The organism is Synergistaceae bacterium, from assembly GCA_031267575.1.
Taxonomy (GTDB): Bacteria; Synergistota; Synergistia; order Synergistales; family Aminobacteriaceae; genus JAIRYN01.
Genome location: JAIRYN010000031.1, coordinates 25203 through 47463, shown reverse-complemented (window position 1 = coordinate 47463; position 22261 = coordinate 25203). Strand labels below are relative to the sequence as shown.

The following is a 22261-nucleotide window of genomic DNA, read 5'->3' as shown; positions in this document are numbered from 1 at the left end:
TATTCTAACTTTAGGCTTTTTATTGAATTAAGGTTTTTTATTGAATTAAGGAGGGCTGCATGTGAAAGAAAAGGCGAAAATTATGGACGCCCGCGCTATGGAGCGCGCTGTTTCGCGCATCGCTCACGAGGTCATCGAGAAAAACAAGGGTGTGACGGACGTGGCCTTGATCGGTATCCAGCGCAGAGGCGTTCCTCTGGCTCGGTTGCTGGCCGAGAACATCGAGAAAGTCGAAGGAGTGAAAGTGCCGGTGGGGGTCTTGGACATCACCTTTTACCGGGACGATCTCTCCCTGATGAACGAACACCCCGTCTTGAACGGCACAAACATTCCTTTCAGCGTTACGGGGCTGACGGTGGTCCTGGTGGACGATGTGCTCTTCACGGGGCGCACGGCCAGGGCCGCTCTGGACGCCCTGATGGACGGTGGACGTCCCCGCTCTATCCAACTGGCGGTTCTGCTGGATCGAGGACACCGGGAGCTTCCTATCCGCGCCGATTTTGTGGGGAAAAACGTCCCCACCTCTCGCAGTGAACTGATCGCCGTTCGCATCGCCCCTTTCGACGAACCCGATGAGGTCTTGCTAATGGATCTGGAGGGATAACGAAACTTGAAGGAACCGCGCTGGAGGTGATCGGGGTGTGGGGTCCGTGATGGACCGCTCCGGGGCTGTGGATTTCGGCGTTCCCTTTCACCCTCTGGCCGCTATGAGCGTGGAGTCTTGGGAGGCCGACGCCTGCCCTCTCTGCCGGCGCGGTTTGCCTATCATCAAACCCGGCAGCAGAAAATAAAAAATACAGGAGGAACGATTATGGCAAAGAGACAAGTAGTGTATGGGGTAAACGACACGCCGCCTTTCCCGATCATGATATTGGCGGGGGCGCAACACGTTTTGACGCTTTTCGGGGCGACCACGTTGGTGCCCTTAATTTTCGGCCCGGCGATGGGCATGAATCCGGAACAGCTCGCCAAGTTCATCGGATGCGTATATTTCGGCATGGGAATCGCGACGTTGATTCAGACGCACCCTAAGCTAGGCACGGGGCTACCCATCGTGCAGGGTTCCAGTTTCAGTTTCATTCCGCCGATCATGACGGTCATCGGAGCCTATGGGGCAGCCGGTCCAGAAACCGTCATGCAGTACGTGGGGGGCGGCTTGATCGTGGGCGGGCTCATTCTGGCTCTTTTGGGTTACACGGGACTCGTGGGAGTCATCCGCAAGGTCATCACACCGGTGGTCATTGGCCCCACCATCATGGCTATCGGATTTTCTCTGGCGCCAACAGCCGTGGACAACGCGTCGAAATTTTGGCCGGTTTCTCTTCTGGTGGTAGTGTTGATTTTTATCTTCAGCTTGGTGTCGAAAAGCAAAATCCTCAATATTTTCGCCGTGCTGTCCGCCATTCTCGTGGCCTATCTGACCTGCGTTGGGGCATCCCAAGCTGGTTGGGTGGAGGCAGGACACCCTATTTTCATCGACTTTCAGACCGTGTTGAACGCTCCTGTCTGGCGCACGGAGATTGTCATTCCCTGGGGCGTTCCCAAGTTCAGTTTGCTGGCGATCAGCGCAATGCTGGCGGGTTTTTTCGCCGTCATGATCGAGTCAATCGGGGATTACCATTCCTGCTCTTACGTCGCAGATCTGGAGGACCCCGCGCCCGCGACGATCAGCCGGGGCATCGGGGCCGAGGGAATGAACTGCGCCCTGTCGGGTTTGCTGGGGTCCGTCGGCACCACATCCTACACCGAGAACATCGGCCTGATCGGCCTCACAGGTATGGCATCCCGCAACGTCGTCCGCACGGGGGCGGTGTTGCTCATTGGCATGAGCCTATTGGGAAAGTTCGGCGCTCTTGTGGCCACCATGCCCGCTCCCGTCATTGGTGGGGCGTACATCGCGCTTTTCGGGACGATCGGGGCCCTAGGGATTCAGGTATTGACCCGCGCGGACCTGGGCAGCCAGAGAAACATCCTCATCGTGGGCTTCGCTTTTTTGATGGCAATGGGTTTACCCAATTGGGTGGGGCAGGAAGCTGTGCAAAAAACCTTTACGGACCCAGCTTACGGAAAATTTCTTTCCACCTTGGGCAGCATGGCCTGGGCTATTCTGAAAACCCCCATGGCCGTGGCAGGAATCTGCGCCGCGCTCTGTGATTCTCTCGTCCCCGGCACCGACGAAGAGCGTGGCATTAAGAAATAATACTGAAAAATAACGCTATCTTCTATTCTTAAAATATGCTACTCTAAACTATGTGTGTTTTTGCGGTTAAGATAAAAGCGCGATGTCAAAAAATCGAAATCGGGAACTTGCCGAAATTATCTGACCGGCATATGAAAGCCGGCCCTAAAGGGGGAGCTTTTCAGTTATGGGAATTCGCGGTATTGAGGAACTATGCGAAGAGCTGAAGGCGAAACGAGCCTCAGCCTTTGCGGGTGGCGGTGAAAAAGCGATCGCCAAGCAGAAAGAAAAGGGGAAAGGAACAGCAAGAGAACGCATCACCCAACTTCTGGATTCAGGAAGTTTTGTGGAAATTGACGAACTTGTCACCCATAGGTGCACGAACTTCGGCCTGGAAAAGACAAAACCTCTAGGGGATGGCGTGATCACCGGATGGGGAACGATCAATGGCCGCAAGGTTTTCGTCTTTAGCCAAGACTTCACGGTTTTGGGCGGGTCTTTGGGAGAAAAACACGCCGATAAAATCTGCAAGGTCTTAGATATGGCTATGGAAATGGGCTGTCCCGCGATCGGCATCAACGACTCCGGTGGGGCCCGCATCCAAGAGGCCGTGGATTCCCTGAACGGCTACGGTAAGATTTTCTTCCGCAATACCTTGGCCAGCGGCGTTATTCCGCAGATCTCGGTTATCATGGGCCCAACGGCGGGCGGAGCGGTCTACAGCCCGGCTCTAACGGACTTCGTGTTTATGGTGCAGGGAACCAGCGTCATGCATATCACGGGTCCGGCGGTTATCAAAGCCGTCACGGGCGAAGAGGTGACCAGCGAGGAACTGGGCGGGGCGAAAACCCATAATATGAAGAGCGGTAACGCTCATTTCAGCGCCGCCACCGAGGAAGAGTGTTTCGCTCAGGTGCGCAAGGTGCTTTCTTACCTACCCTCCAACAATTTGGACGATGCCCCGACGACGGAGACGGGGGACAGTGTGAATCGCATGGACTTGGCCCTTCGCAATATCGTTCCGACGAATCCTAACAAGAGTTACGATGTCCACGATGTTTTAAAGCTGGTGTTGGATGAGGGAGTTTTTACCGAGGTGCAGCCGTCGTGGGCTCAGAATATTCTCACGGGTTACGGCCGCATAGGAGGACGTCCCATCGGTATCATCGCCAACCAGGCGAAGGTCATGGCGGGTTGTTTGGATATTGACGCCTCCGACAAAGCGAGCCGCTTCATCCGTCACTGTGACGCCTTCAACTTACCGATCGTGACCTTTGTGGACGTTCCCGGCTACCTTCCGGGCGTCACTCAGGAATTGGGCGGCATTATTCGCCACGGCGCCAAGTTGCTCTATGCTTACAGCGAGGCCACGGTGCCTCTGGTTACCGTGATCCTGCGCAAGTCCTATGGCGGCGCGAATCTTGCTATGTGCGGAAAGTCACTGGGCGCCGACGTGGTTTTGGCGTGGCCTCAGTCCGAGATTGCTGTCATGGGGGCCGATGGCGCGGCCAACATCGTGTTCAAGAAGGAAATCGACGCGGCTGCTGATCCCGCGGCGACGCGCCTGGAAAAGATAGACGAGTACCGCGCCGCTTTCGCTACGCCTTATGTCGCTGCCGAGCGGGGCTTTGTGGACCGTGTGATCCTGCCCGAGGAGACGCGCAGGGAGCTGTGGCTCGCTCTTGACGGCATCAACACCAAAAAGGTGAGGCGTCCGAGCAAAAAGCACGGCGTGATTCCTCATTAAAAAAGTAGAAAAAAAGTAGGAAAAAAAGGGGTAAAGTCATATGAATATGACAAATTTTGAGACTGCGGTCACCTATAGTCTTATCGCTTTTTCGATTGTTTTTATCGTGTTGGGTGGCTTGACGTTCGTGATTTACGCCATGCGACTGTTGACGGGCGAGGAAACGCCCAAAGCTCCCCCTCTCCCTTCCGCTTCCGCGGTTACGACCGCGCCGGCGGTCAAGGCGGTGGAGATTCCCCCCGTCAGTCCTAGTGCCGTGATCAACGTGAAAGTACAGCACGTGGCGGCCATTACGGCGGCGATTTTGGCAGCTACTCAGGGGATGGGTCGGGTTTTGAGAATTACCCCTATAGAGAGCGCCCGGCCTTTTTCTACCGGAGTGAACAGCACGTGGCGCGCGGCGGCGGTGGTAGATTCCGTCAATCGGGGTCTCGAACCCTCTTGGAAGCGTTGAAGGATGACTGAAGGATGACTGAAGGATGACTGAAAGATAACTGAAAGATAACTGAATGATGACTGAAACAAAAACGTTTTGAGCTATTCGCTATAAATCATGACACTATAAAATTGCATTACATTATATTACTATTGTGGGAAAGGGGTATTGAGGTTATGGGTTTGAAATATAAAGTGACGGTTGACGGTACGGCGTATATGGTTGAGGTCGAGGAGTTGGGCGGAGGCGCTTTTATTCCGTCGCCGGCTCCCGCTATCGTGTCGATTCCTGCGGCTCCCGTTGTTGCGGCTGCCCCAACACCCGCCGCCCCGGCACCCGTCGCGCCCGCGGCTCCTTCCGCCGCACCCGTGCCAGCCGGCGCCGCGACCATTGAGGCCCCCATGCCTGGTAAAGTTTTGGATGTGAAGGTTGCTGTGGGCGACTCCGTGAAGAATGGAGACTTGGTCCTGATGCTGGAAGCCATGAAGATGGAAAACGAAATTTTTGCCCCATCGGCGGGGACAATCAAGGAGGTTCGCGTCAGAAGCGGCGACTCTGTCAACACCGGAGACGTCTTGATCGTTCTCGGTTAGCTTTAGAAAATTCAGCGAAGGTGCCGTCGAAATGGAAATGTATTTGAAATCGCTTCACGATCTGGCAAACGCCTCCGGGTTTTCGGAATTATTCAAACAGAACACGGAGTTTTTTGGAGTTCTGCTACCAGGGTATTTTATAATGGTATGTGTGGCGTGCTTATTGCTTTATCTGGCCATTGGAAAAGGATTCGAGCCTTTGCTGCTGGTGCCGATCGCTTTTGGCGCGTTGTTGGTCAACTTGCCCCTATCTGGTATTCTTGATGAGGCGAACGTAATTGCGGGTACTAGCTCCGGTTTTTTGCGCTACGTGTATTACGGGGCGCAGCATGAGATTTATCCGATCATCATCTTTTTGGGTATTGGGGCGTTGACGGATTTCGGCCCGCTGCTGGCTAACCCAATCACGTTCCTGCTGGGAGCTGCCGCTCAGTTGGGGGTCTTTGTTGCGTTCATCGGAGCCAACTTACTGGGCTTCAACCTGAAGGAGGCGGCGAGTATCGGCATCATCGGAGGAGCGGATGGCCCCACCAGCATATACTTGACGATGAAGTTGGGGCAGTCGCAGATCCTGCCGGCTATCGCGGTGGCGGCCTATAGTTACATGTCCTTGGTGCCGTTGATCCAGCCGCCTTTCATCAAACTGTTTACTTCAAAGGCCGACCGAGCCATTCGCATGGCGCAATTGCGTCCCGTCTCCAAAAAGGAGAGAGTTCTTTTCCCCATCATCTGCACGATCGTGTCGGGGTTGGTTTTGCCCGCTTGCGTTCCTCTGGTGGGTATGCTGATGTTCGGCAACCTGCTGCGAGAGTGCGGAGCCACTGAACGCTTGAGCCAGGCGGCCCAAAACGAAATACTGAACATCACCACGGTGTTTCTGGGCTTGGCGGTGGGAAGCACGATGGGCGCGGAGCAGTTTCTGAAACCGGAAACGCTTAAAATTATCTTACTAGGACTTATAGCCTTTATTTTCAGCACGATAGGCGGAGTGATTTTCGGTCAGTTCATGAAGGTCTTAAGCGGCAGGCGAATCAACCCCATGATCGGTTCGGCGGGGGTTTCCGCAGTGCCCATGGCGGCGCGCGTGGTTCAAAAAGTCTCTCAGTCAGAGAACCCTGGGAACTACCTTTTGATGCACGCTATGGGTCCCAACGTGGCCGGGGTTATTGGTACGGCAGTGGCGGCGGGAGTTTTGCTGACGCTTTTGACGATGAACGGGTAAACCGGACAGAGAAAAACTTTTTGTTTTACCTTTTCATATTTTAGCTTCAAGGCCCGCTCTATTCTCAAAAAGAAAGCGTGGGCCTTTTTCGTGTTTTCGTTATTCTTTCTAGAGTGTAAAGTCTACTCATTGTCTACTCATTGTCTACTCATTTCCACGGAATACAAAGAACATGATATTGATTGAAAAAAGAGGGCCTCTCAATTAATGGGAGGCCTCCAACTTAATCTATACCCTTAATCTATGCCCTTGATCTATGCCTTTGATCTACGCCGCTTTGTTCAGATCTGACCTTTCGGTTGTCCTAATCCGCTTCCCTCTAAGGAACACACTCCCTGCCGCAGCGAGCAGCGCGAATGAACCAAAACCGCTCGCGTCGCATCCACCGCCGCTGCTATTACTGCCTCTGGTCCCGCCGCCGTTGGTCTCACCGCCGCCGCTGATCGGCGCGCTCGTTCCCCGCGTGGTGATCAGGCCGGTCGTGCCGATGATCCCTCGGGTATCCTCGTCCGCATACTTGATCTGATAAGTTCCAGCAGAGATGGAGGCTTTTGTACCTTCCGGCGTTTCAAGGGCGTCTACGTCCACCGTGAGCGTCACGTCGCCGTTCGCGTTCGCCGCGCTTGTCGTCACAAACGGCCCGTAGCGAGTTTCCGCGGCGCTGTGAATGGAATCGCTCTCGAACTTGAACGCTATGAACCATACGTAGAACTTAACGCCGCTCTCGATGCTTTCACCGTTCTGTTTCTTGATCGTGAGGCTCCATACATCGCCCTGCGAGTCGGAATCTTGCACGGTTTTCTTCACGGTTACCACCGTGGTGTCTGGTCCTTCAGGCGGCACATCCGTATCGACAGGCTCATGCTCATTGATAGGCTCATCAACAGGCGTCTCCTCGATCTGCCAACTCAGAAACGGGTAACTATCCTCAACCGCCGCATACGCGCTACCGAGGTCCTCCGCGAACGCCGCGGACTTCATATACTCTTCGGTCTCGGCGGTCACGCCAGTATAATCTTCGGACGCAACCGCGCCCGGAGCGGATGTATCGAGGTAGTAGTTGTTCGCGCTGAGAGCACTGGCGCCGGCGATAACACTGGTACCGGAGGCGTAACCGATGAATCCGCCGACGTATGGCGCACCTGGCTGATCACTTGAAACGACGCCCGCGTTGTAATTGTTCTCAAAGATATCTTGCGCCGCGTTGTCCACGCGTCCCGCTATGCCGCCCGCCGCCAATGCCGGAGTTATGTGGTTTGGGCTGCCGACAGAGACGTTGCCCCAGTTGTAACTGTTCTTGATAGACGAGCCGTTGCCGTACTGGAGATAGCCGACAATACCTCCGACATTGGAACGAAAACCGCTTATATTGCCCGTGTTCACGCAGTTATCGATAGTGACTCTGACATTATTCGCCCAATCGACGTTTACCATCCAGCCAACGTTCCCGAGGATGCCGCCCGTGCCGATATAAGTGGCGCCGCCAATAAGACTCGACATGTCGCCATTATTGACGCAGTTCTTGATCGTGAGCTTAACGCCCACGGTCGAATTGCTACTTCCCGCACTATAATACACTCCGCCCGCGATTCCGCCAACACCGGTAGATCCCACGAGGTCTACCTCATTGACGCAATTTTCGATCGTTAAATCGGTGTCGTAAGCGGCAACGGAAAAACCGACTTGACCCACAATACCGCCGGGTACATTTGGCTGATTGGTTCCTATTTTATCGTAGCTGCCTTCAAATTTGCAATCGCTGATCTTCATAGTCCCTATAGCGTTCCCCACAATACCGCCAACCAGGCAAAATGGGCTTGACGCTTCGTAGAATAACGCGACGTCGCTCGTCAGGTTGAGGAGATCGGTGTGTATCGCTGCGTTCACTATACCCGCAATGGAATGAGCGCGCGTTAGAGATAGCGTATGAAGTTCGCCGCTCGTCGACAAATTTTTTATCGTCGCGCCGATAGCGTTGCCAAAGAGCGATTCTTCGGCAAGCCCACTTATGGTATGTCCATTACCGTCAAATATACCCTCGAATGGACAGTAAGTCGTTGTAGGCGGAACCGTTTTTGTAAAATCCCCCCAACCGATAGGTCTCCAGATTTCGCCATAGGTCGCGGTTTTCAGTACTTCTCTTACTTTTTCGTCAAGTTTTTCCTCGTCACGTTCTCCAGGGTCTACTTTTTCGGCAAATTTTTTCTCGATCTTCAGGCCGATTGACACATCGACACTTACCGCAAGGTCTATGTCGTTACTGAGAAAAATAGTTCTGTCTATGAAACTGACAGCTTCATAAGTATCGCTTCCAAATCTGTCGACAAGATACGCGAAACCATAGAGTTCCGCGGGTGTCGACAGTAAATAGGATTCCGCATCCACATCATCCGTGTACCACGAAATATCCGCGCCTATCCATATGTCGGGGTCGTCTTCCGGTAAAGCGTTGGGGTCCGCATATGGATTCGTATACGCGTCAGACGAAAGTGACATTGCGAACAGCGATGTCGCCAACGCCAAAACAAACAGCAGTGAAAAGAAACGACGAAAACTTGGCTTCAACATATTTTACGCCCCTCTTGTAAAATTATAGTAATCTGAAACCGTAACCTTTTGTGGAGTCGGTAAGAATTTCGCGCGTGGAATCTGTATTCAAGAACTCAAGAAAAGCACCAATCGTACCTGTATCTTGTAAACTCTGAGTCACCTGTGCCGCCGGGTAGATAATAGTTAGGTTTATTGAAGTCGGCGCGGTCACAATGGGCGTTAAGTCCGCGCCTTTGGCATCCGAGTTGTAGACAACCCCGATTGCGGGAGATCCGTCGCTCAATACGCCGTTAAGCGTATATTGAACGTCTTGCGCTACTGTTTCATCAGACGTGGCTTTTGCGAATACATAGTCCCAATGCTTCGCATCGGGCGTGTACTGTTTGAAAGTCGTTTCAGCGTAGATTCCCGCTGGAACAAAATCCGGATCGTAAGGATTCGGAAGCCAAATATGGGTTGTCGCCATATTCGCTGTGCTCTGCGCGACATCTCCGAAATTGTTGATGACGGGGTACGGTTGCCCGCTGATGTTGTTCCTGACAATAACCAGGGAATTTCCTACCCAATCGAATCGAGTGTTGTTCGCCAGCTTTCCGGCATTGTTAACTACATCCATCGCCCCTTCGCTTGCGGAGATAAATACATCGGGGTATATAGGGGTATACCCCGATGTGCCGATAATCTGTCTTGCGAGCGCTCCAGAACTGCCGTATATCACAGTGAACACGGTATCTTGGTATTGCATGTCCTTCTTGAACTCCGCTATAACATCGTCCAATCCATTTGTGAGACTTGCCGCCGCAGCGATGTTTACTGCCATATCCATTCACCTCCTAATGATCCATCTACTTCAGATCCATCTACTTCAATCCGACCACTGCCCAATTCATACGAAATCAACTCACAACATCACCCCCTCAGTAAGTTTACTGGTCGAATCAATTTTTTGCAACAAAGTTGCGTTTGCTGTCGCGTTTCAGTTTAGATTTCAATTCCAAGGTCCGTTTTATTCTCAAAAAAAAGGGCGAGCATTTTTAGCGTTCTCGTATTATTGTATATTCAAAAAAAATGGCGGCAAAAGCCGCCAATCTAAACTATTTTAATCTAAACTATTTCAGCCTAAACTATTCTAAGCTAAACTATTTTCAGGAGCGCCAGGATGTTTCCTCACGCCACCTTTTCCCCGGCTTTCCAGACGGAGAGAATGGGGCGCGCGCCGGAAGCGTAGGCCAGAATAGCGGGAGTTTCTCCGTCCAATACGATGAAATCGGCCAGTTTGCCGGGCTCCAGACTACCGACCTCCCGTTCCAACCCGACCGCCCAGGCCGCGTTCAGCGTCGCGCCCAGGAGCGCTTCCTCAGGCGTCAAGTTCATGCCCATAATGGCGAGGCTTACAACGAAGGGCATGGACGCGCAGAAGCAGGAGCCGGGGTTCAGGTCCGTCGCCAGCGCCACCGGGACGTTCTTTTCGATCATCGTCCGAGCGCGGGCGAAGGGTTTTTTCAGGCTGTAGGCCGTGGCGGGCAACAGGACGGCCACCACGCCTCCTTGGGCCAAGGCGTTGATGCCCGTGTCGGAGGCCGCCAGAAGATGCTCCGCTGATGTCGTGTGGAGTTCCCCCGCCAAGGCGGCACCTCCCAGGTCATGAACCTCGTCGGCGTGAATCTTTAATCGTAAGCCCAGTTCCCTGGCTTTTTGTAGGATTCCGCGGCTTTGCTTCACCGAAAATACCCCCTCCTCGCAGAAGATGTCACAGAACCTGGCGATTCCCTGCCGAGCCACGGCGGGTAACATTTCCTCCTGGAGTAACGTCACGTAGGTCTCAGGCGTTTGCCTGTGCTCCTCCGGCACGGCGTGAGCGCCCATAAAAGTGGATACAATCGTTTGGGGCGTTTCGCGTCCTAAACGGTCCGCAACCCTCAGCATCTTTAATTCCGTCTCCGTGTCCAGCCCGTAGCCGCTTTTGACCTCCACTGTGGTGGTGCCATAATGAAGGGTCGTTCCCAACATCCGGTGAGAGAATTGGAACAGCTCCTCCTCGGAGGTAGCCCGCACTTTACTCACGGAGGAGAGAATGCCTCCCCCCGCTTTCAGAATATCCAGATAAGGTTTACCCGCCAGGCGCATGGAAAACTCGGCCTCCCGCTTCGCGGCGAAGCAAGCGTGAGTGTGAGGGTCCACGAAGCCGGGAATGACGGCTGCCCCCTCCAGGTTGTATTCTTTGATGAGCTTTCCCTTTTTTTCCTTTATTTTGTTCTCGATCTCCTGGGGCGTGCCGACGGCCACAAAGCGCCCGTTCTCCGTCAAGAAACACCCCTCCGCCCACTGGGCGATCTGTCTCTGTTCCTCCCCTGCCGCCGGTTTTTTTCCCGTCCGGGCCGTATAGATACACGCGTTCCTGAATAGCTTTATCGTCATGAAACCGTCTCCCCTCAAAAATTCACGACTGATTAAAATCTCTCTATCGAGTATAATAGTCAGGTACAATGGCACATCTAACTTGGCAAAATGTTTTTCATTACTTAAATAAGCAATCGCCGTTTTCTTAAGGGTTCGGAATTTAAGGGTTCGGAATGAACAAAAGCAGGGAGAGGGCCATGACGGCCATGCCAGAGATGAGGCCGTAGAGACTCAGGTGGTGCTCCCCATATTCTTCCGCCGCAGGTAGAAGCTCGTCGAAAGAGATAAACACCATGATCCCCGCGACGACCGCGAACAGAAGGCCGAAGACGGTGGGAGAGAAAAAGGGCATCAGCGCCACGTACCCCACCAAAGCTCCGACGGGTTCGGCTAGCCCCGACAGGAAGGAGTAAAGAAAGGCTTTTTTGCGGTCGCCGGTGGAGTAAAAGATAGGCACGGATACGGCGATACCTTCGGGGATATTGTGAATGGCGACAGCCACGGCGATGGCGATACCCAAGTTCGGATTTACAAGGGCGGACGCGAAAGTCGCGAGCCCTTCGGGGAAGTTATGTATGGCGATGGCGATGGCCGTCAAGATTCCGGTACGGTGGAGCGCGCTCATGTCGTGGTGTTTGTCGGCGTGTTCGCTTTTGCTCAAGGACATCTCCTCCACGGTGTGTGCTTCGTGGGGGTTTTCAGCGCTGGGTACCCATCTGTCAATGACGGCGATCAAGGCCATGCCCGCGAAAAACGCCGTCACGGTTCCCCACGCTCCCGCCAAGGCTCCCCACTCTTCCGTCAATGCCTTGCGGGCCTCGGTAAGGATCTCCACAAAAGAGACATAAATCATGACTCCCGCGGAAAAACCCATACTAATCGAAAGAAACCGGGTGTTTGTCCGTTTCGCCCAGAAGGCCAACGCCGAACCTATCCCCGTGGAAAGCCCCGCGAACAGTGTAAGTCCAAAAGCGAAAAATAAGGTATGCGTGTCCATGAGGTTTTCGACTCCCCTTCTAGAATGTTTTTTTGCATATTTCCCCGGCAGAAGGAAAGGAGCGGTCACCGGGAAAATATGCAAAGAATACCTGGTCGATGTCGATTTTGCAAATCGGGGTTATAGCGTGGGCTTATGTGGGCTTATGTGGGCTTATATTGTGAGGCCCATTTTTTCGTTTTTGAAAATTCGCTCATCCATCAACTTCAAATTCTCCGCGATGAGAGGCTTAAATTCCATGTGAGCCAGAATATCCTTTTCTAACTCGACGCCCGGAGCAATTTCGATGAGCATGATGCCTTCTTTAGTGAGCTTGAATACGGCTCTTTCGGTGATGTATAACACTTCTTGCCCTGTTTCAGCGGCGTACTCGGCGGAAAACGTGACTTGTTCGATTTTGTTCATAAACTTGACGCCGGTTCCCTCTTTGACGATCGTGAGCTTGCCGCCCTCGATTCTGGTTTCCAGCTTACCCGCCGTAAACGTGCCCGTGAAACAAACTTTTTTCGCGTTTTGGGAAATATTGACAAAGCCTCCTGGACCGACCACCCGCCCAGCGAACTTGGACACGTTGACGTTGCCCTTTGCGTCGATTTCGGCGGCTCCCAGGAACGTCAGATCAAGACCGCCGCCGTCATAGACATCGAAAATATCGGGCTGTTTGTAAATAGCCTCCGGTCCTATCGTGGCGCCTATGCCAAGACCGCCCAGTGGAACTCCGCCCAAAACACCGGACTCGATTGAAAGGGTGATCTCGTTAGAAAATCCCTCCTCGCTGGCGACGGCAGCCACGGCGTCAGGGATTCCTATACCCAGATTGACCAGCTTCCCTTTTTTGAGTTCAAAAGCGGCGCGCCTTCCACAGATTTTGCGATGATCCAGCTTCATGGCGGGTATAGCGTCGAGGGGGATCTTGATTTCTCCGGAAAGCTCCGGCCGGTATGCCTGTGATGCCCACGTGTGCCAATTTTTTTCGGCAGTGGCTTCCACGACGTAGTCCACCATCAAGCCGTGAACGACGATGTTCCTGGGATCCAAACTGCCCGCCGCGACGATCTTTTCGACCTCGGCGATCACGATGCCACCATGATTGTGGACGGCCAAGGCCATTTCGAGCTGATCAGAACGCACGGATTCCCTTTCGAGGGAAATGTTTCCGTTCACGTCGCCAAAAGTGCCTTTGATGAAACAAATGTTGATGGGGAAGGATTTGTAAAACAAATAGTCTTTCCCTTCGATTTGAATGAGAGAGACAACTTCCTCGCCGGAATCGATGGCCGCCTGATTCGCCTTGCAACCCTCTAGGCGGGGGTCGGCAAAAGTTTTTAACCCTACATGAGTCAAAACACCGGGTTTTTTACCCGCGATGGCGCGCAACAAATGGCACGTGACACCCTGCGGAATCATGTAGGCAGCCAATTTGTTGGCGACGGTCAGCTTGTTCAACTCCGGCTCCAGTCCGATGTGAGCGCAGATCAATTTTGTGACCAAGCCCTCAATACCCACATGGTTGGTCCCTTTATCTTTGCCATTACCGACGGCGGCGCAGTGGAAAAGCGTCAAGTCCTTGGGACTCTGTGACTCATTGTATCTTTTTTGAAGCGCGGACAACAGCTCCTCCGGTATGCCGGAGCCCACGAACCCTCCTATTCCGAGGGTCATTTTGTCTTGTACCAGAGAGACCGCGTATTCGGCGGATATGACTTTACTCATTTTATTTCCTCCATATTCAATTATAGGTTTGGTGTAGGAGATATCTTTACACTATGGGGAATAGGGTAAACAGAATGACGCAGACTGCTGTTCCGATCAACGGCGTGATAACCGTCAACTTGAACACCGCTCCGTAGGCGTCTTTGTGGGTTTCATTGCAGATACCATTCGTGACGGTGACAATATAACCGTTATGTGGCAGCGAATCCAAAGCTGACGACGCGATCGTAAGGGTTCGGTGCAGGACGGCGGCATGAACTCCCCTCGCGAGGTAAACCGGAGCGATCAATGGGGTAGCGATGCCCAATCCGCCCGACGCGGAACCGCAAATACCGGCGATGACGTTCATGGCTACGGCCACTCCCACAAGGTCGGGTCCGGGGATATCGAGGACGGCGTTGACGATCGCGGGAAACGCCTTGGCGGCCTGGACCACCGTGCCGAAGCCCACCACCGCGCACGTGTTGGCGATGGCGCCCATAGAGTTTTTGCAACTGTCACCCAAGTTGGCCAGGATCTGGCTATTGTCTTGGTAGTTATTCATTAGCGCAAAGGCGAGGATCGAGCCCAAAAGCAGCCCGGACTCCAGGTTAACTATGGGTTGACCACCAATTTTGATGTTAATGATAAAAATGGTGACGATCAACGGAATAAGGGCAACGAAGCCATTGGGCAGCTTTTCCTCGCCGCTGGCGAACACGTCCATGGACTTTGCTACGAAGTGCTCTCCTTGGGCTTGGGCCTTGCGCACGATTTGGAACAGCCAAAGACAGCCAATCACAAGCACTACCGCGCAAGAGACAAAGCCGACCAGCGCGCCAGCCATCAAGTCCGTGCCTAAAGTACTGGCCGGGATTGCGTTGTGGATTTGAGGCGCGCCTGGCGCGACCATAGCAAACGTCGAACAACCAAACGTGAGGGCCGCTGGGATGAAGCGCCTTGGCAGGTCTGCTTCTTTGAAGATTTGAAGCGCTATGGGGAATACGCAGAAACTGATGACAAAAGCGCTCACCCCGCCGTAACCCAGGATGCCGCAGGCGAGCGGGACGGAGATGATCGCCTTGTCCTTGCCGAAGAGCCTTACCAACATCTGCGCTATGGCTTTGGCGCCGTTAGTGACCTCCATCATCTTGCCCAGCAAGGTACCCGTCAGGAATATCAGGTAGTTGGCCTGCATGAACCCGACGAACCCTCTCATATAATGTCCCTTGAGCGCATCATAGAGGTGAATGTCTCCCGTCAAGGCTACAATTGTCGAACACAAGAACGCGACAACGAAGATATTGACGCCCTTCATGATCATATACAACACAAGTCCCAAAGCCACAACAATACCTATGACACTGATCGTCACTTCATCCATTTTTTTCTCCTCGTTTCATAATATGGCGTTTCGAACCGCGCGGATCGAATTGCTGCCCTTTGTGCGTTATATCTAAACGTCAGTGCCGCAAACTCATCTCCTCCCTGTCTCCAAGTTCGGGAGAGCTTGTTCGTATGTCGAGAAAAACATCGGTACATGTGATGATTTTATGTTAAGAAATTTAATGCAGCGATAATATTGACATTTTACCTCATATAAAATATTTTTTGCAAGTTAGGCGGATAATTCCCAGGGTGGACGCGTCGGGAAAAGTGTAAATGATTGCGTTTTAGATTTAGATGAGCTAAAAAGGAGTTAAAATTCATTCTTGATAGAAGATTACTCGAATGGAAGCTCAACGGACAAGTATTCAGAGAGATTGTAGACAATAAATTAGTTAACTAATGAGACAATTAATGAGATAACTAATAGTCCGCGTTGGGTATTGCTTGGGTATTGAATGTTTAATTCTGAGAAGATCAGGCCCGCAATCGTAAAAATCACAGCGCGAAAAATATAACCATTAACCATCATATATCATATAATCATCACATATCATATAATCATTATATGTCATCTAGCAGTAAATTTATTATTGTATAGATTTATACGTATTATAAAATATACAACTAAATCCCTATATCGCAAGATTAAAGAGTCTTATACAATAAAAACATTTAAGGTGGAAATTTCAGGATAAGAGAGGAAGAAATGTATCGAATGTGTCAACCTCGAAAAAAACGTGAAGGTTTTACGCTCGTCGAAGTCTTGATCGTCATCGTTATCATCGGGATATTGGCAGGGTCTATGTTGTTGGCCCAGGCGAGTGGCGAGTCCAGCGCCGAAGCGATGGCTATTCTCAGTGACCTCCGCGTTATGAAATCTGGCGCGATGTTGTTTGTTATGAATAGCGGCGATTTTTTCCCAGCCGCGAGCGTTAATTACGCTGAACTGCTGGGTAAGTACATGGACCATGGACGCATTATCAACGACCCCATCCGCTACGCTTTTTTCTTTACGGGTGGCAAGTGGTGGGTGGGAGTGAGGCTAAAGGGTAAGACTCGTGTGAATGAGATCATAGAGGATAAAGCCCAATCCACCTATACGATGGCTCTTTATGGTTCCGACAATATTTTGACCCCTCCCCCAACCTTTAGCTCCACGTACCTTTACAAGCGATCGAACACTGTGGTCTGGACACGAGGGATGTAAGCGCCTTTCCTTTTCAAAAATTCTCTTAATTTTCGCTTTTAGCACCGGTTAGGATCTCACAGGTCATAACCGGCAATATTTTGTATAAAATAGTCTGGGGTTCGGATTCGGACTTCTTCCCTCGGGAATAACTTGAAAATGGATGGAGTGGTTTTTAATGAGAGTACCGAGCGATATCGAAATAGCGCAAGCCGCGCAAATGGAGCCGATCGTTAAAATAGCCGAAAAGTTGGGGATAGAAGAAGACGATCTGGAACTTTACGGTAAATATAAGGCGAAGGTGCGTCCCAGGGTGTTGAAAAGACTCACGAACAAGCCAGACGGCAAGCTCGTCTTGGTAACGGCCATTACGCCCACCCCGGCGGGAGAGGGCAAGACCACCACCAGCGTGGGGCTCGTCCAGGGCTTGGCCTGTGTCGGCAAAAAAGCCTGCGTGGCCCTCCGAGAGCCTTCGCTGGGTCCCAGCTTCGGCGTCAAAGGAGGGGCGGCTGGAGGTGGGTATTCCCAGGTCGTTCCCATGGAGGACATCAATCTCCACTTCACCGGAGACCTGCACGCCATTACCACAGCCCATAACCTCTGCGCGGCGATGCTCGATAATCACATCCAGCAGGGCAACGAGCTGAACATCGACCCGCGCCGCATCGTTTTCCGCAGGGTGATGGACTTGAACGAGAGGGCTTTACGCAAAATCATCATGGGGCTCGGCGGTAAAACGGAAGGCGTCCCTCGGGAGAGCGGTTTCGATATTACCGTCGCGTCCGAGGTGATGGCTATTCTTTGTTTGGCGATGGACTTGATGGACCTCAAAGCACGCCTCGCTAAGATCGTCCTGGCCTATAGCTACGACGGCAAACCCGTCACTGTGGCGGATATCGGAGCGGCTGGGGCTATGGCTGCGCTTCTGAAGGACGCCATCAACCCGAACCTAGTTCAGACCCTGGAGGGCGTGCCCGCTTTCATCCACGGCGGACCCTTCGCCAACATTGCCCACGGCTGCAACAGCGTCCAGGCCACTAAACTGGGGTTGAAGCTGGCGGAATATTTGGTGACGGAGGCTGGTTTCGGCGCGGACCTGGGCGCCGAGAAGTTCCTGGATATCAAATGTCGCGCCGCTGGGCTCGCTCCCGACGCGGTGGTGTTGGTAGCTACGGTTCGCGCCCTTAAGATGCACGGGGGCAGAAAGAAAACAGAACTCACGGGAGAGGATTTAAAAGCATTGGAGGCGGGGATGCCGAACCTCGAAAAGCATATCGAGAACATCAAGAAGTTCGGGCTTCCGGTGGTGGTCGCCATCAATCGGTTTCCCTTGGACACCGAAGCGGAACTGGCCTTAGTGGAGAAAAAATGCTCCGAGCTGGGCGCAAGTTTCGCCCTCTCCGAGGTCTGGGAAAAAGGCGGAAAAGGCGGCGCGGAGTTAGCCAAAAAAGTCATCGAGGCTTGTGAAAAACGCGAAAAAACCTTGGAAGTGAAGTTTATCTACGAAGCCGTCATGAGCCCCAAGGAAAAGATAAACGCCATCGCCAGAGAGATCTACGGCGCGGATGGAGTAGACTTCACTCCACAGGCCGAAAAAGACCTGGATCTGATTCACGGGTTGGGCAAAGACGACCTTTTGATCTGCATGGCGAAAACCCAGTACTCCCTCTCCGACGACGCGGCCAAGCTGGGCCGCCCCAAGGGCTTTCGCGTTACGGTGCGGGAGGTACGCCTTTCCGCCGGGGCCGGCTTCTTGGTGGCGGTGACCGGCTCCATCATGACAATGCCGGGGCTTCCCAAAAAACCCGCGGCCTTGTCCATCGACGTCGACGAGGACGGGAAAATTTCGGGATTGTTCTAAAAGATTAACAACAAGATTAACAACCGCGGGACCTTGACTAAAAAAACACAGGGGACTTGTCCCCTGATCCCATTAATCCAAATCAAAATACCGCGTATTCGCTGTCCAGAGGGTCGGCGACGAACATACAGCCGGGGGCGTGGGTGATAGCGAACTCCGGCTTTACGGCCATGATCGCCGCTTGGGGGGTTACCCCGCAGGCCCAAAAGACGGGGATCTCTCCGGGGTAGATCGGTACGGAGTCGCCGAAGTCGGGTTTGTCGATATTCTCGATCCCGATAACGGCGGGCTTCCCGATATGCACCGGAGCGCCGTGGACCGCCGGAAAACGCCCCGTGCAGAGAACGGCCTTCGGAACCAGGGACGCCGGAACGGGGCGCATAGAAACCACCATAGGGCCCCGCAGCCGACCGGCCGGGTTGCAGGGAATGTTTGTGATGTACATCGGCACGTTGCAGTCGCAGTCGATGTGACGCACCGCGATGTTCGCCTGCATCAAAGCTCCCTCAAAGGAAAAAGAACAGCCCAGCAGGAACCCCACCAGGTCGTCACGCCAGTACCGCCGCGCATCCGTGGGCTCGTCTACGCATTCCCCGTTTTTCCAGACACGGTACCGGGGAATGTCTGTGGCGAGGCTGGCCCCTGGTGCCACCAGCTTGGGCTCCGGATCGCCGGGCTCGGTCACGTCGAGGATGGGGCAGGGTTTCGGGTTGCGCTGAGCGAAGACCAAAAAGTCATAAGCCAGGTCCTTGGGCAGCACCACCAAGTTCCCCTGCACGTGACCGGCGCACATCCCGGACGTCGGGCGATCCCACTTTCCCTCACGGATCATCTGGCGCACTTCCTGAGGACTGCACGTTGCGTAATCGCTCATTTTCGCTTTTGTCATGGTTGGTATTATCCCCTTCTTCACATAATCCCATCTCTTAAACCGCAGCTTGAATCCTCTCGGCTACATCCGCAGAGGTAAAAAAAATCTCTCCGCTATCGGTGGCTTCGACCTCTACGACCTTTACTTCGTAGAACTGCTTTCCTGGAAGACAATGCCCTAGGCGGAACATCTCTTCTTGTATCTCCGTCTTTATTTCGTCCGGCATGAGGTCTTGAATCAAATTATTTATAGCTTCTGTAGCTTCTTCCAAAGTTTTGCCACACGTAAAGCACCCAGATATTTCTGGACATTCCACATGATAGCCGCCTTCGTCCTGAGGGAAGAAAATTAACGACAAAGCATATTTTCGTTTCATGATTATTCAGACCTCCATTTCATAACATCTTGTGGGGTAAATCCAGCTATTAGGTATCCCTTTGATGCCAGAAACGCCATTATCTCTGTTGCCGTTATAGTGAATCCCATCAAAGAATCACTTTCCTAGCACTTCTCGCACGTTTCTGACCGCAATCCCATTTTTCTCCAAAGCCGCGCGAACGGCCATCGCCATCTTCACTGCCGCGGGGTTGTCTCCGTGCAGGCAGATAGAATGAGCCACGAGCTTCAAAATCTGACCGTCAGGGGTCTCGATAACGCCCTCCTTGACCAACTTTACCATACGGACCGCGGCCTGGTCGGGGTCGTGGATGAAAGCGCCCGGCTGGGAGCGGGGTACTAGAGATCCATCTGGCATGTACCCACGATCAGCGAAAGCCTCCGACGCGAAAGGCACACCTTGCTCCAGAGCCGCCACTTCAAAAGCAGAACCTGCGAGCCCCATGAAAATGAGCCCCCTTCCCGCGTTCTTGACGGCCTTCACGATGGCGGTGGCCGATTTTGGGTCCTTTGCCGCCTGATTGTACATGGCTCCATGAGGTTTCACGTGCTGAAGTTCCAGCCCTTCGGAAGCGCATATCGCTTGGAGCGCCCCCACTTGATAAAGCGTATAAGCATAAAGCTCGTCCACCGTGCAGGCCATGTTGCGCCGCCCGAACCCCAGCAGGTCGGGATAGCCAGGATGAGCCCCCACGGCCACGTTTTGGGCCTTGGCCGCCCGAACCGTCCTGAGCATGACCTCGGCGTCGCCCCCGTGCCAAGCACAAGCCACGTTCGCGGAGCTAATATAACTCATCACCTCCGAGTCTATCCCCATCGTCCAGGCTCCGAAGCTCTCCCCCAGGTCGCTGTTGAGATCCACCATCACCATCGCCATCGCGCTCACCCCAATCTTTCCCACTCTATCTGGTGGTTTTCGCCGTTCACCGTCACGTTCCATGTTCCTCTGGATACGGAAGAGCTGGATACGGAAGAGATTGACCGTTTTGCGGCCCGGAGTTTTTTCATGGCCGAGAACAGGGTCTCTTCCTTCCTCAACAGCTCCACGGCCTCAGAGACGGAGACGCGAGCGAAATGCACTTTCTGCCCAGGCAGACGTTGAGCCAGATTTTCCACGTCCACCGCGCAGACCGTGGCGATCTTCGCGTAACCCCCCGTCGTCTGACGATCCGCCAGCATCACGATGGGCTGCCCGTGTCCCGGTACCTGGACACTACCCAGACACGTGACGTCGGAGATAATGTCCGCCGTTTCCCTGTGGGCGATGGTCGGACCCTCCATCCGGTAGCCCATGCGGTCCGATACGTTTGAGATGACGTACTCGGAGGAGTAAAACGTGACGAGCCCCTCCTCCGCGAAAGCGTCCTCCTGAGCGGTGATCGCGCGCAGCGGAATGCCGGGATCTCGGTTCGGACGCAAGACGGGCGGGCATTCCAAACCCTCGCATTCCGCCCAAAGAACGTCCGCCGTCCCCGTGAGTAACAGGTCACTGGCTCTGAGGGCGCGGCCCTGGTACCCACCGAACCCGCCACGAGTGTAAGTGGACCGGCTGCCCATCACCAGAGGCACGTCGAAGCCGCCTCCAACGCACAAATAAGCGCGGAATCCGCTGGAGACCATGCCCAACGCAAGGACGTCTCCAGTTACAAATCGATGAGTCGTCCAGTAGGGAAGCGGAAACCCGTTTTTTGTCACGCCGATCTTCGCTCCCGTTACGGCGAAACACCCTTCACCCCTCAAAACCTTCAAGACGGGCCCGGTCATGGTGATTTCCAGGCCCGCAGTATTTTCCTCGTTGCCGACCAGAATGTTCCCTAGGCGCAAAGCGGCTCCGTCCATGGCTCCAGCGACGGGAATACCCCACATCTGATACCCGTGACGGCCCAAATCTTGGACGGTGGTGAACATTCCCGGCTTCAGGACCTCAAACTCCGTCAGGCACATCGCCTATTACCTCTTTTGTCGCTTTTTTATTTTTGCGAATGTCGGGCTGCCAATCCGGCAGGACGGACTGGTGGGCGAGGAGCTCGAAATCCGCCGCGTCGATGGGGGAGAAGCGTACCCACATTCCCGCGTTCAGAAAGATTGCCGGAGTGCCTCCTGGCCGAAGAGGTCTGTCAGGATCAAACATACGTAGGGGCGTCCGGCCGATCAAATTCCAGCCCCCTGGACTTTCCACGGTATAGATGCCCGTCTGCTTTCCCCCTATGCCGACGGAGCCGACGGGAATTTTTTCCCGGGGCTCTTTCAATCGCGGCGTCTCCAGTGAGGGATCCATGCCGCCCAAGTAGGGATAGCCCGGAACAAAACCCAGCATATAACAATAACAGTCCTGGGCGCTGTGGCGGCGGATCACCTCGTCGGCGGAGAGTCCCGTGCGCGACGCGACCTTATCTAAGTCTGGCCCGAACTCGCCCCCGTAACAGGTGGGGATGATCAATAGCTCTTTTTCCTCCGCACCGCTCATCTCCAGATTCTGGGACAGTTCGAGTAACAGAGCTTCCAGTTTTTCTGGGGGGCCCGCCTGCAGCGGGTTAAAATAAACGGCCAAAGACCGGTATGTGGGAACCGTCTCGATAAAGCCAGGAAAGGAGCAGCTTTCGATTTTTTTGCGCAAAACCTGGACGCGCTTGTTCGTCTCCATGTCAATGGAGTCTCCGAACTCGACAACGACGGCGCTTTCACCAGCGTAAAAAAAGCGCGGGGCTCTCGTGGACATCACGCGCTCTCCCCTCTCGATAT

Annotated in this window: 20 protein-coding genes; 9 read left to right on the top strand and 11 right to left on the bottom strand. The window is 53.5% G+C overall.

Going from position 1 to position 22261, the window contains the following annotated elements; genetic code table 11:
* Positions 1-61: 61 nt before the first annotated feature.
* The 7 genes from pyrR to LBJ36_04460 all read left to right on the top strand — a co-directional run bounded on the left by pyrR (position 62) and on the right by LBJ36_04460 (position 6177).
* Positions 62-604 (top strand): bifunctional pyr operon transcriptional regulator/uracil phosphoribosyltransferase PyrR, encoded by a 543-nt coding sequence (gene pyrR / locus LBJ36_04490; protein ID MDR1378290.1) that lies wholly within the window; start codon positions 62-64, stop codon positions 602-604.
* 37 nt (positions 605-641) lie between these two features.
* Positions 642-791, top strand: a complete 150-nt coding sequence (locus LBJ36_04485; GenBank protein MDR1378289.1) for a hypothetical protein — start codon at positions 642-644, stop codon at positions 789-791.
* 20 nt (positions 792-811) lie between these two features.
* Positions 812-2200, top strand: coding sequence for a purine/pyrimidine permease (locus LBJ36_04480; protein ID MDR1378288.1), 1389 nt, complete (start codon positions 812-814; stop codon positions 2198-2200).
* Positions 2201-2366: 166 nt separating this feature from the next.
* Complete coding sequence (locus LBJ36_04475; GenBank protein MDR1378287.1) at positions 2367-3926, top strand: methylmalonyl-CoA carboxyltransferase; 1560 nt, start codon at positions 2367-2369, stop codon at positions 3924-3926.
* Between the two features lie 40 nt (positions 3927-3966).
* On the top strand, positions 3967-4380 hold the full coding sequence (locus LBJ36_04470) for an OadG family protein (GenBank protein MDR1378286.1): 414 nt from the start codon (positions 3967-3969) through the stop codon (positions 4378-4380).
* Positions 4381-4538: 158 nt separating this feature from the next.
* Positions 4539-4955, top strand: a complete 417-nt coding sequence (locus tag LBJ36_04465; protein ID MDR1378285.1) for a biotin/lipoyl-binding protein — start codon at positions 4539-4541, stop codon at positions 4953-4955.
* 31 nt (positions 4956-4986) lie between these two features.
* Entirely contained in the window at positions 4987-6177 is a 1191-nt protein-coding gene (locus tag LBJ36_04460) for a sodium ion-translocating decarboxylase subunit beta (protein MDR1378284.1), read from the top strand.
* Positions 6178-6444: 267 nt separating this feature from the next.
* Here LBJ36_04460 and LBJ36_04455 read toward each other — a convergent pair whose 3' ends face one another.
* The 6 genes from LBJ36_04455 to LBJ36_04430 form a co-directional block, all read right to left on the bottom strand.
* Positions 6445-8673: a hypothetical protein gene (locus LBJ36_04455; protein MDR1378283.1), complete on the bottom strand. Its 2229-nt coding sequence runs from the start codon at positions 8671-8673 to the stop codon at positions 6445-6447.
* Positions 8674-8767: 94 nt separating this feature from the next.
* Positions 8768-9547, bottom strand: coding sequence for a molybdate ABC transporter substrate-binding protein (gene modA / locus LBJ36_04450; protein ID MDR1378282.1), 780 nt, complete (start codon positions 9545-9547; stop codon positions 8768-8770).
* Between the two features lie 347 nt (positions 9548-9894).
* A complete protein-coding gene (hutI, locus tag LBJ36_04445) occupies positions 9895-11145 on the bottom strand; it encodes an imidazolonepropionase (GenBank protein MDR1378281.1) in 1251 nt (416 codons plus the stop codon).
* A 142-nt stretch (positions 11146-11287) separates the two neighbouring features.
* Positions 11288-12124, bottom strand: coding sequence for a zinc transporter ZupT (gene zupT, locus LBJ36_04440; GenBank protein ID MDR1378280.1), 837 nt, complete (start codon positions 12122-12124; stop codon positions 11288-11290).
* A 153-nt stretch (positions 12125-12277) separates the two neighbouring features.
* Positions 12278-13837, bottom strand: a complete 1560-nt coding sequence (locus LBJ36_04435; protein ID MDR1378279.1) for a 3-oxoacid CoA-transferase — start codon at positions 13835-13837, stop codon at positions 12278-12280.
* Positions 13838-13883: 46 nt separating this feature from the next.
* The gene (locus LBJ36_04430; protein MDR1378278.1) at positions 13884-15200 is read right to left on the bottom strand and encodes a hypothetical protein; all 1317 of its coding nucleotides are present in this window, start codon (positions 15198-15200) and stop codon (positions 13884-13886) included.
* A gap of 720 nt (positions 15201-15920) precedes the next feature.
* Between LBJ36_04430 and LBJ36_04425 the strand changes: the two genes are divergently transcribed.
* Positions 15921-16412, top strand: a complete 492-nt coding sequence (locus LBJ36_04425; GenBank protein ID MDR1378277.1) for a prepilin-type N-terminal cleavage/methylation domain-containing protein — start codon at positions 15921-15923, stop codon at positions 16410-16412.
* Positions 16413-16569: 157 nt separating this feature from the next.
* A complete protein-coding gene (locus LBJ36_04420; GenBank protein MDR1378276.1) occupies positions 16570-18252 on the top strand; it encodes a formate--tetrahydrofolate ligase in 1683 nt (560 codons plus the stop codon).
* 82 nt (positions 18253-18334) lie between these two features.
* Here the strand turns inward: LBJ36_04420 and LBJ36_04415 are convergent, their stop codons facing one another.
* The 5 genes from LBJ36_04415 to pxpB all read right to left on the bottom strand — a co-directional run bounded on the left by LBJ36_04415 (position 18335) and on the right by pxpB (position 22238).
* On the bottom strand, positions 18335-19141 hold the full coding sequence (locus LBJ36_04415) for a putative hydro-lyase (GenBank protein MDR1378275.1): 807 nt from the start codon (positions 19139-19141) through the stop codon (positions 18335-18337).
* A 37-nt stretch (positions 19142-19178) separates the two neighbouring features.
* On the bottom strand, positions 19179-19499 hold the full coding sequence (locus LBJ36_04410) for a type II toxin-antitoxin system HicB family antitoxin (GenBank protein MDR1378274.1): 321 nt from the start codon (positions 19497-19499) through the stop codon (positions 19179-19181).
* 117 nt (positions 19500-19616) lie between these two features.
* Positions 19617-20390 carry a LamB/YcsF family protein gene (locus LBJ36_04405; protein ID MDR1378273.1) on the bottom strand — a complete coding sequence of 258 codons (774 nt, stop codon included), beginning with the start codon at positions 20388-20390 and terminating at the stop codon, positions 19617-19619.
* Positions 20391-20401: 11 nt separating this feature from the next.
* Positions 20402-21463 (bottom strand): biotin-dependent carboxyltransferase family protein, encoded by a 1062-nt coding sequence (locus LBJ36_04400; GenBank protein ID MDR1378272.1) that lies wholly within the window; start codon positions 21461-21463, stop codon positions 20402-20404.
* Positions 21444-22238, bottom strand: coding sequence for a 5-oxoprolinase subunit PxpB (gene pxpB / locus LBJ36_04395; GenBank protein MDR1378271.1), 795 nt, complete (start codon positions 22236-22238; stop codon positions 21444-21446). Before pxpB ends, LBJ36_04400 begins: the two co-directional genes overlap by 20 nt.
* Between the last annotated feature and the right edge of the window lie 23 nt (positions 22239-22261).

Coding starts and splice junctions, on each gene's coding strand:
- LBJ36_04410 (MDR1378274.1), bottom strand. CDS start 19,499: ATGAAACGAAAATATGCTTTGTCGTTAATTTTCTTCCCTCAGGACGAA.
- LBJ36_04425 (MDR1378277.1), top strand. CDS start 15,921: ATGTGTCAACCTCGAAAAAAACGTGAAGGTTTTACGCTCGTCGAAGTC.
- LBJ36_04400 (MDR1378272.1), bottom strand. CDS start 21,463: ATGTGCCTGACGGAGTTTGAGGTCCTGAAGCCGGGAATGTTCACCACC.
- LBJ36_04455 (MDR1378283.1), bottom strand. CDS start 8,673: ATGTCACTTTCGTCTGACGCGTATACGAATCCATATGCGGACCCCAAC.
- LBJ36_04435 (MDR1378279.1), bottom strand. CDS start 13,837: ATGAGTAAAGTCATATCCGCCGAATACGCGGTCTCTCTGGTACAAGAC.
- LBJ36_04465 (MDR1378285.1), top strand. CDS start 4,539: ATGGGTTTGAAATATAAAGTGACGGTTGACGGTACGGCGTATATGGTT.
- hutI (MDR1378281.1), bottom strand. CDS start 11,145: ATGACGATAAAGCTATTCAGGAACGCGTGTATCTATACGGCCCGGACG.
- modA (MDR1378282.1), bottom strand. CDS start 9,547: ATGGCAGTAAACATCGCTGCGGCGGCAAGTCTCACAAATGGATTGGAC.
- LBJ36_04470 (MDR1378286.1), top strand. CDS start 3,967: ATGAATATGACAAATTTTGAGACTGCGGTCACCTATAGTCTTATCGCT.
- zupT (MDR1378280.1), bottom strand. CDS start 12,124: ATGGACACGCATACCTTATTTTTCGCTTTTGGACTTACACTGTTCGCG.
- LBJ36_04460 (MDR1378284.1), top strand. CDS start 4,987: ATGGAAATGTATTTGAAATCGCTTCACGATCTGGCAAACGCCTCCGGG.
- pxpB (MDR1378271.1), bottom strand. CDS start 22,238: ATGTCCACGAGAGCCCCGCGCTTTTTTTACGCTGGTGAAAGCGCCGTC.
- LBJ36_04480 (MDR1378288.1), top strand. CDS start 812: ATGGCAAAGAGACAAGTAGTGTATGGGGTAAACGACACGCCGCCTTTC.
- LBJ36_04475 (MDR1378287.1), top strand. CDS start 2,367: ATGGGAATTCGCGGTATTGAGGAACTATGCGAAGAGCTGAAGGCGAAA.
- LBJ36_04405 (MDR1378273.1), bottom strand. CDS start 20,390: ATGGTGATGGTGGATCTCAACAGCGACCTGGGGGAGAGCTTCGGAGCC.
- LBJ36_04420 (MDR1378276.1), top strand. CDS start 16,570: ATGAGAGTACCGAGCGATATCGAAATAGCGCAAGCCGCGCAAATGGAG.
- LBJ36_04430 (MDR1378278.1), bottom strand. CDS start 15,200: ATGGATGAAGTGACGATCAGTGTCATAGGTATTGTTGTGGCTTTGGGA.
- LBJ36_04415 (MDR1378275.1), bottom strand. CDS start 19,141: ATGACAAAAGCGAAAATGAGCGATTACGCAACGTGCAGTCCTCAGGAA.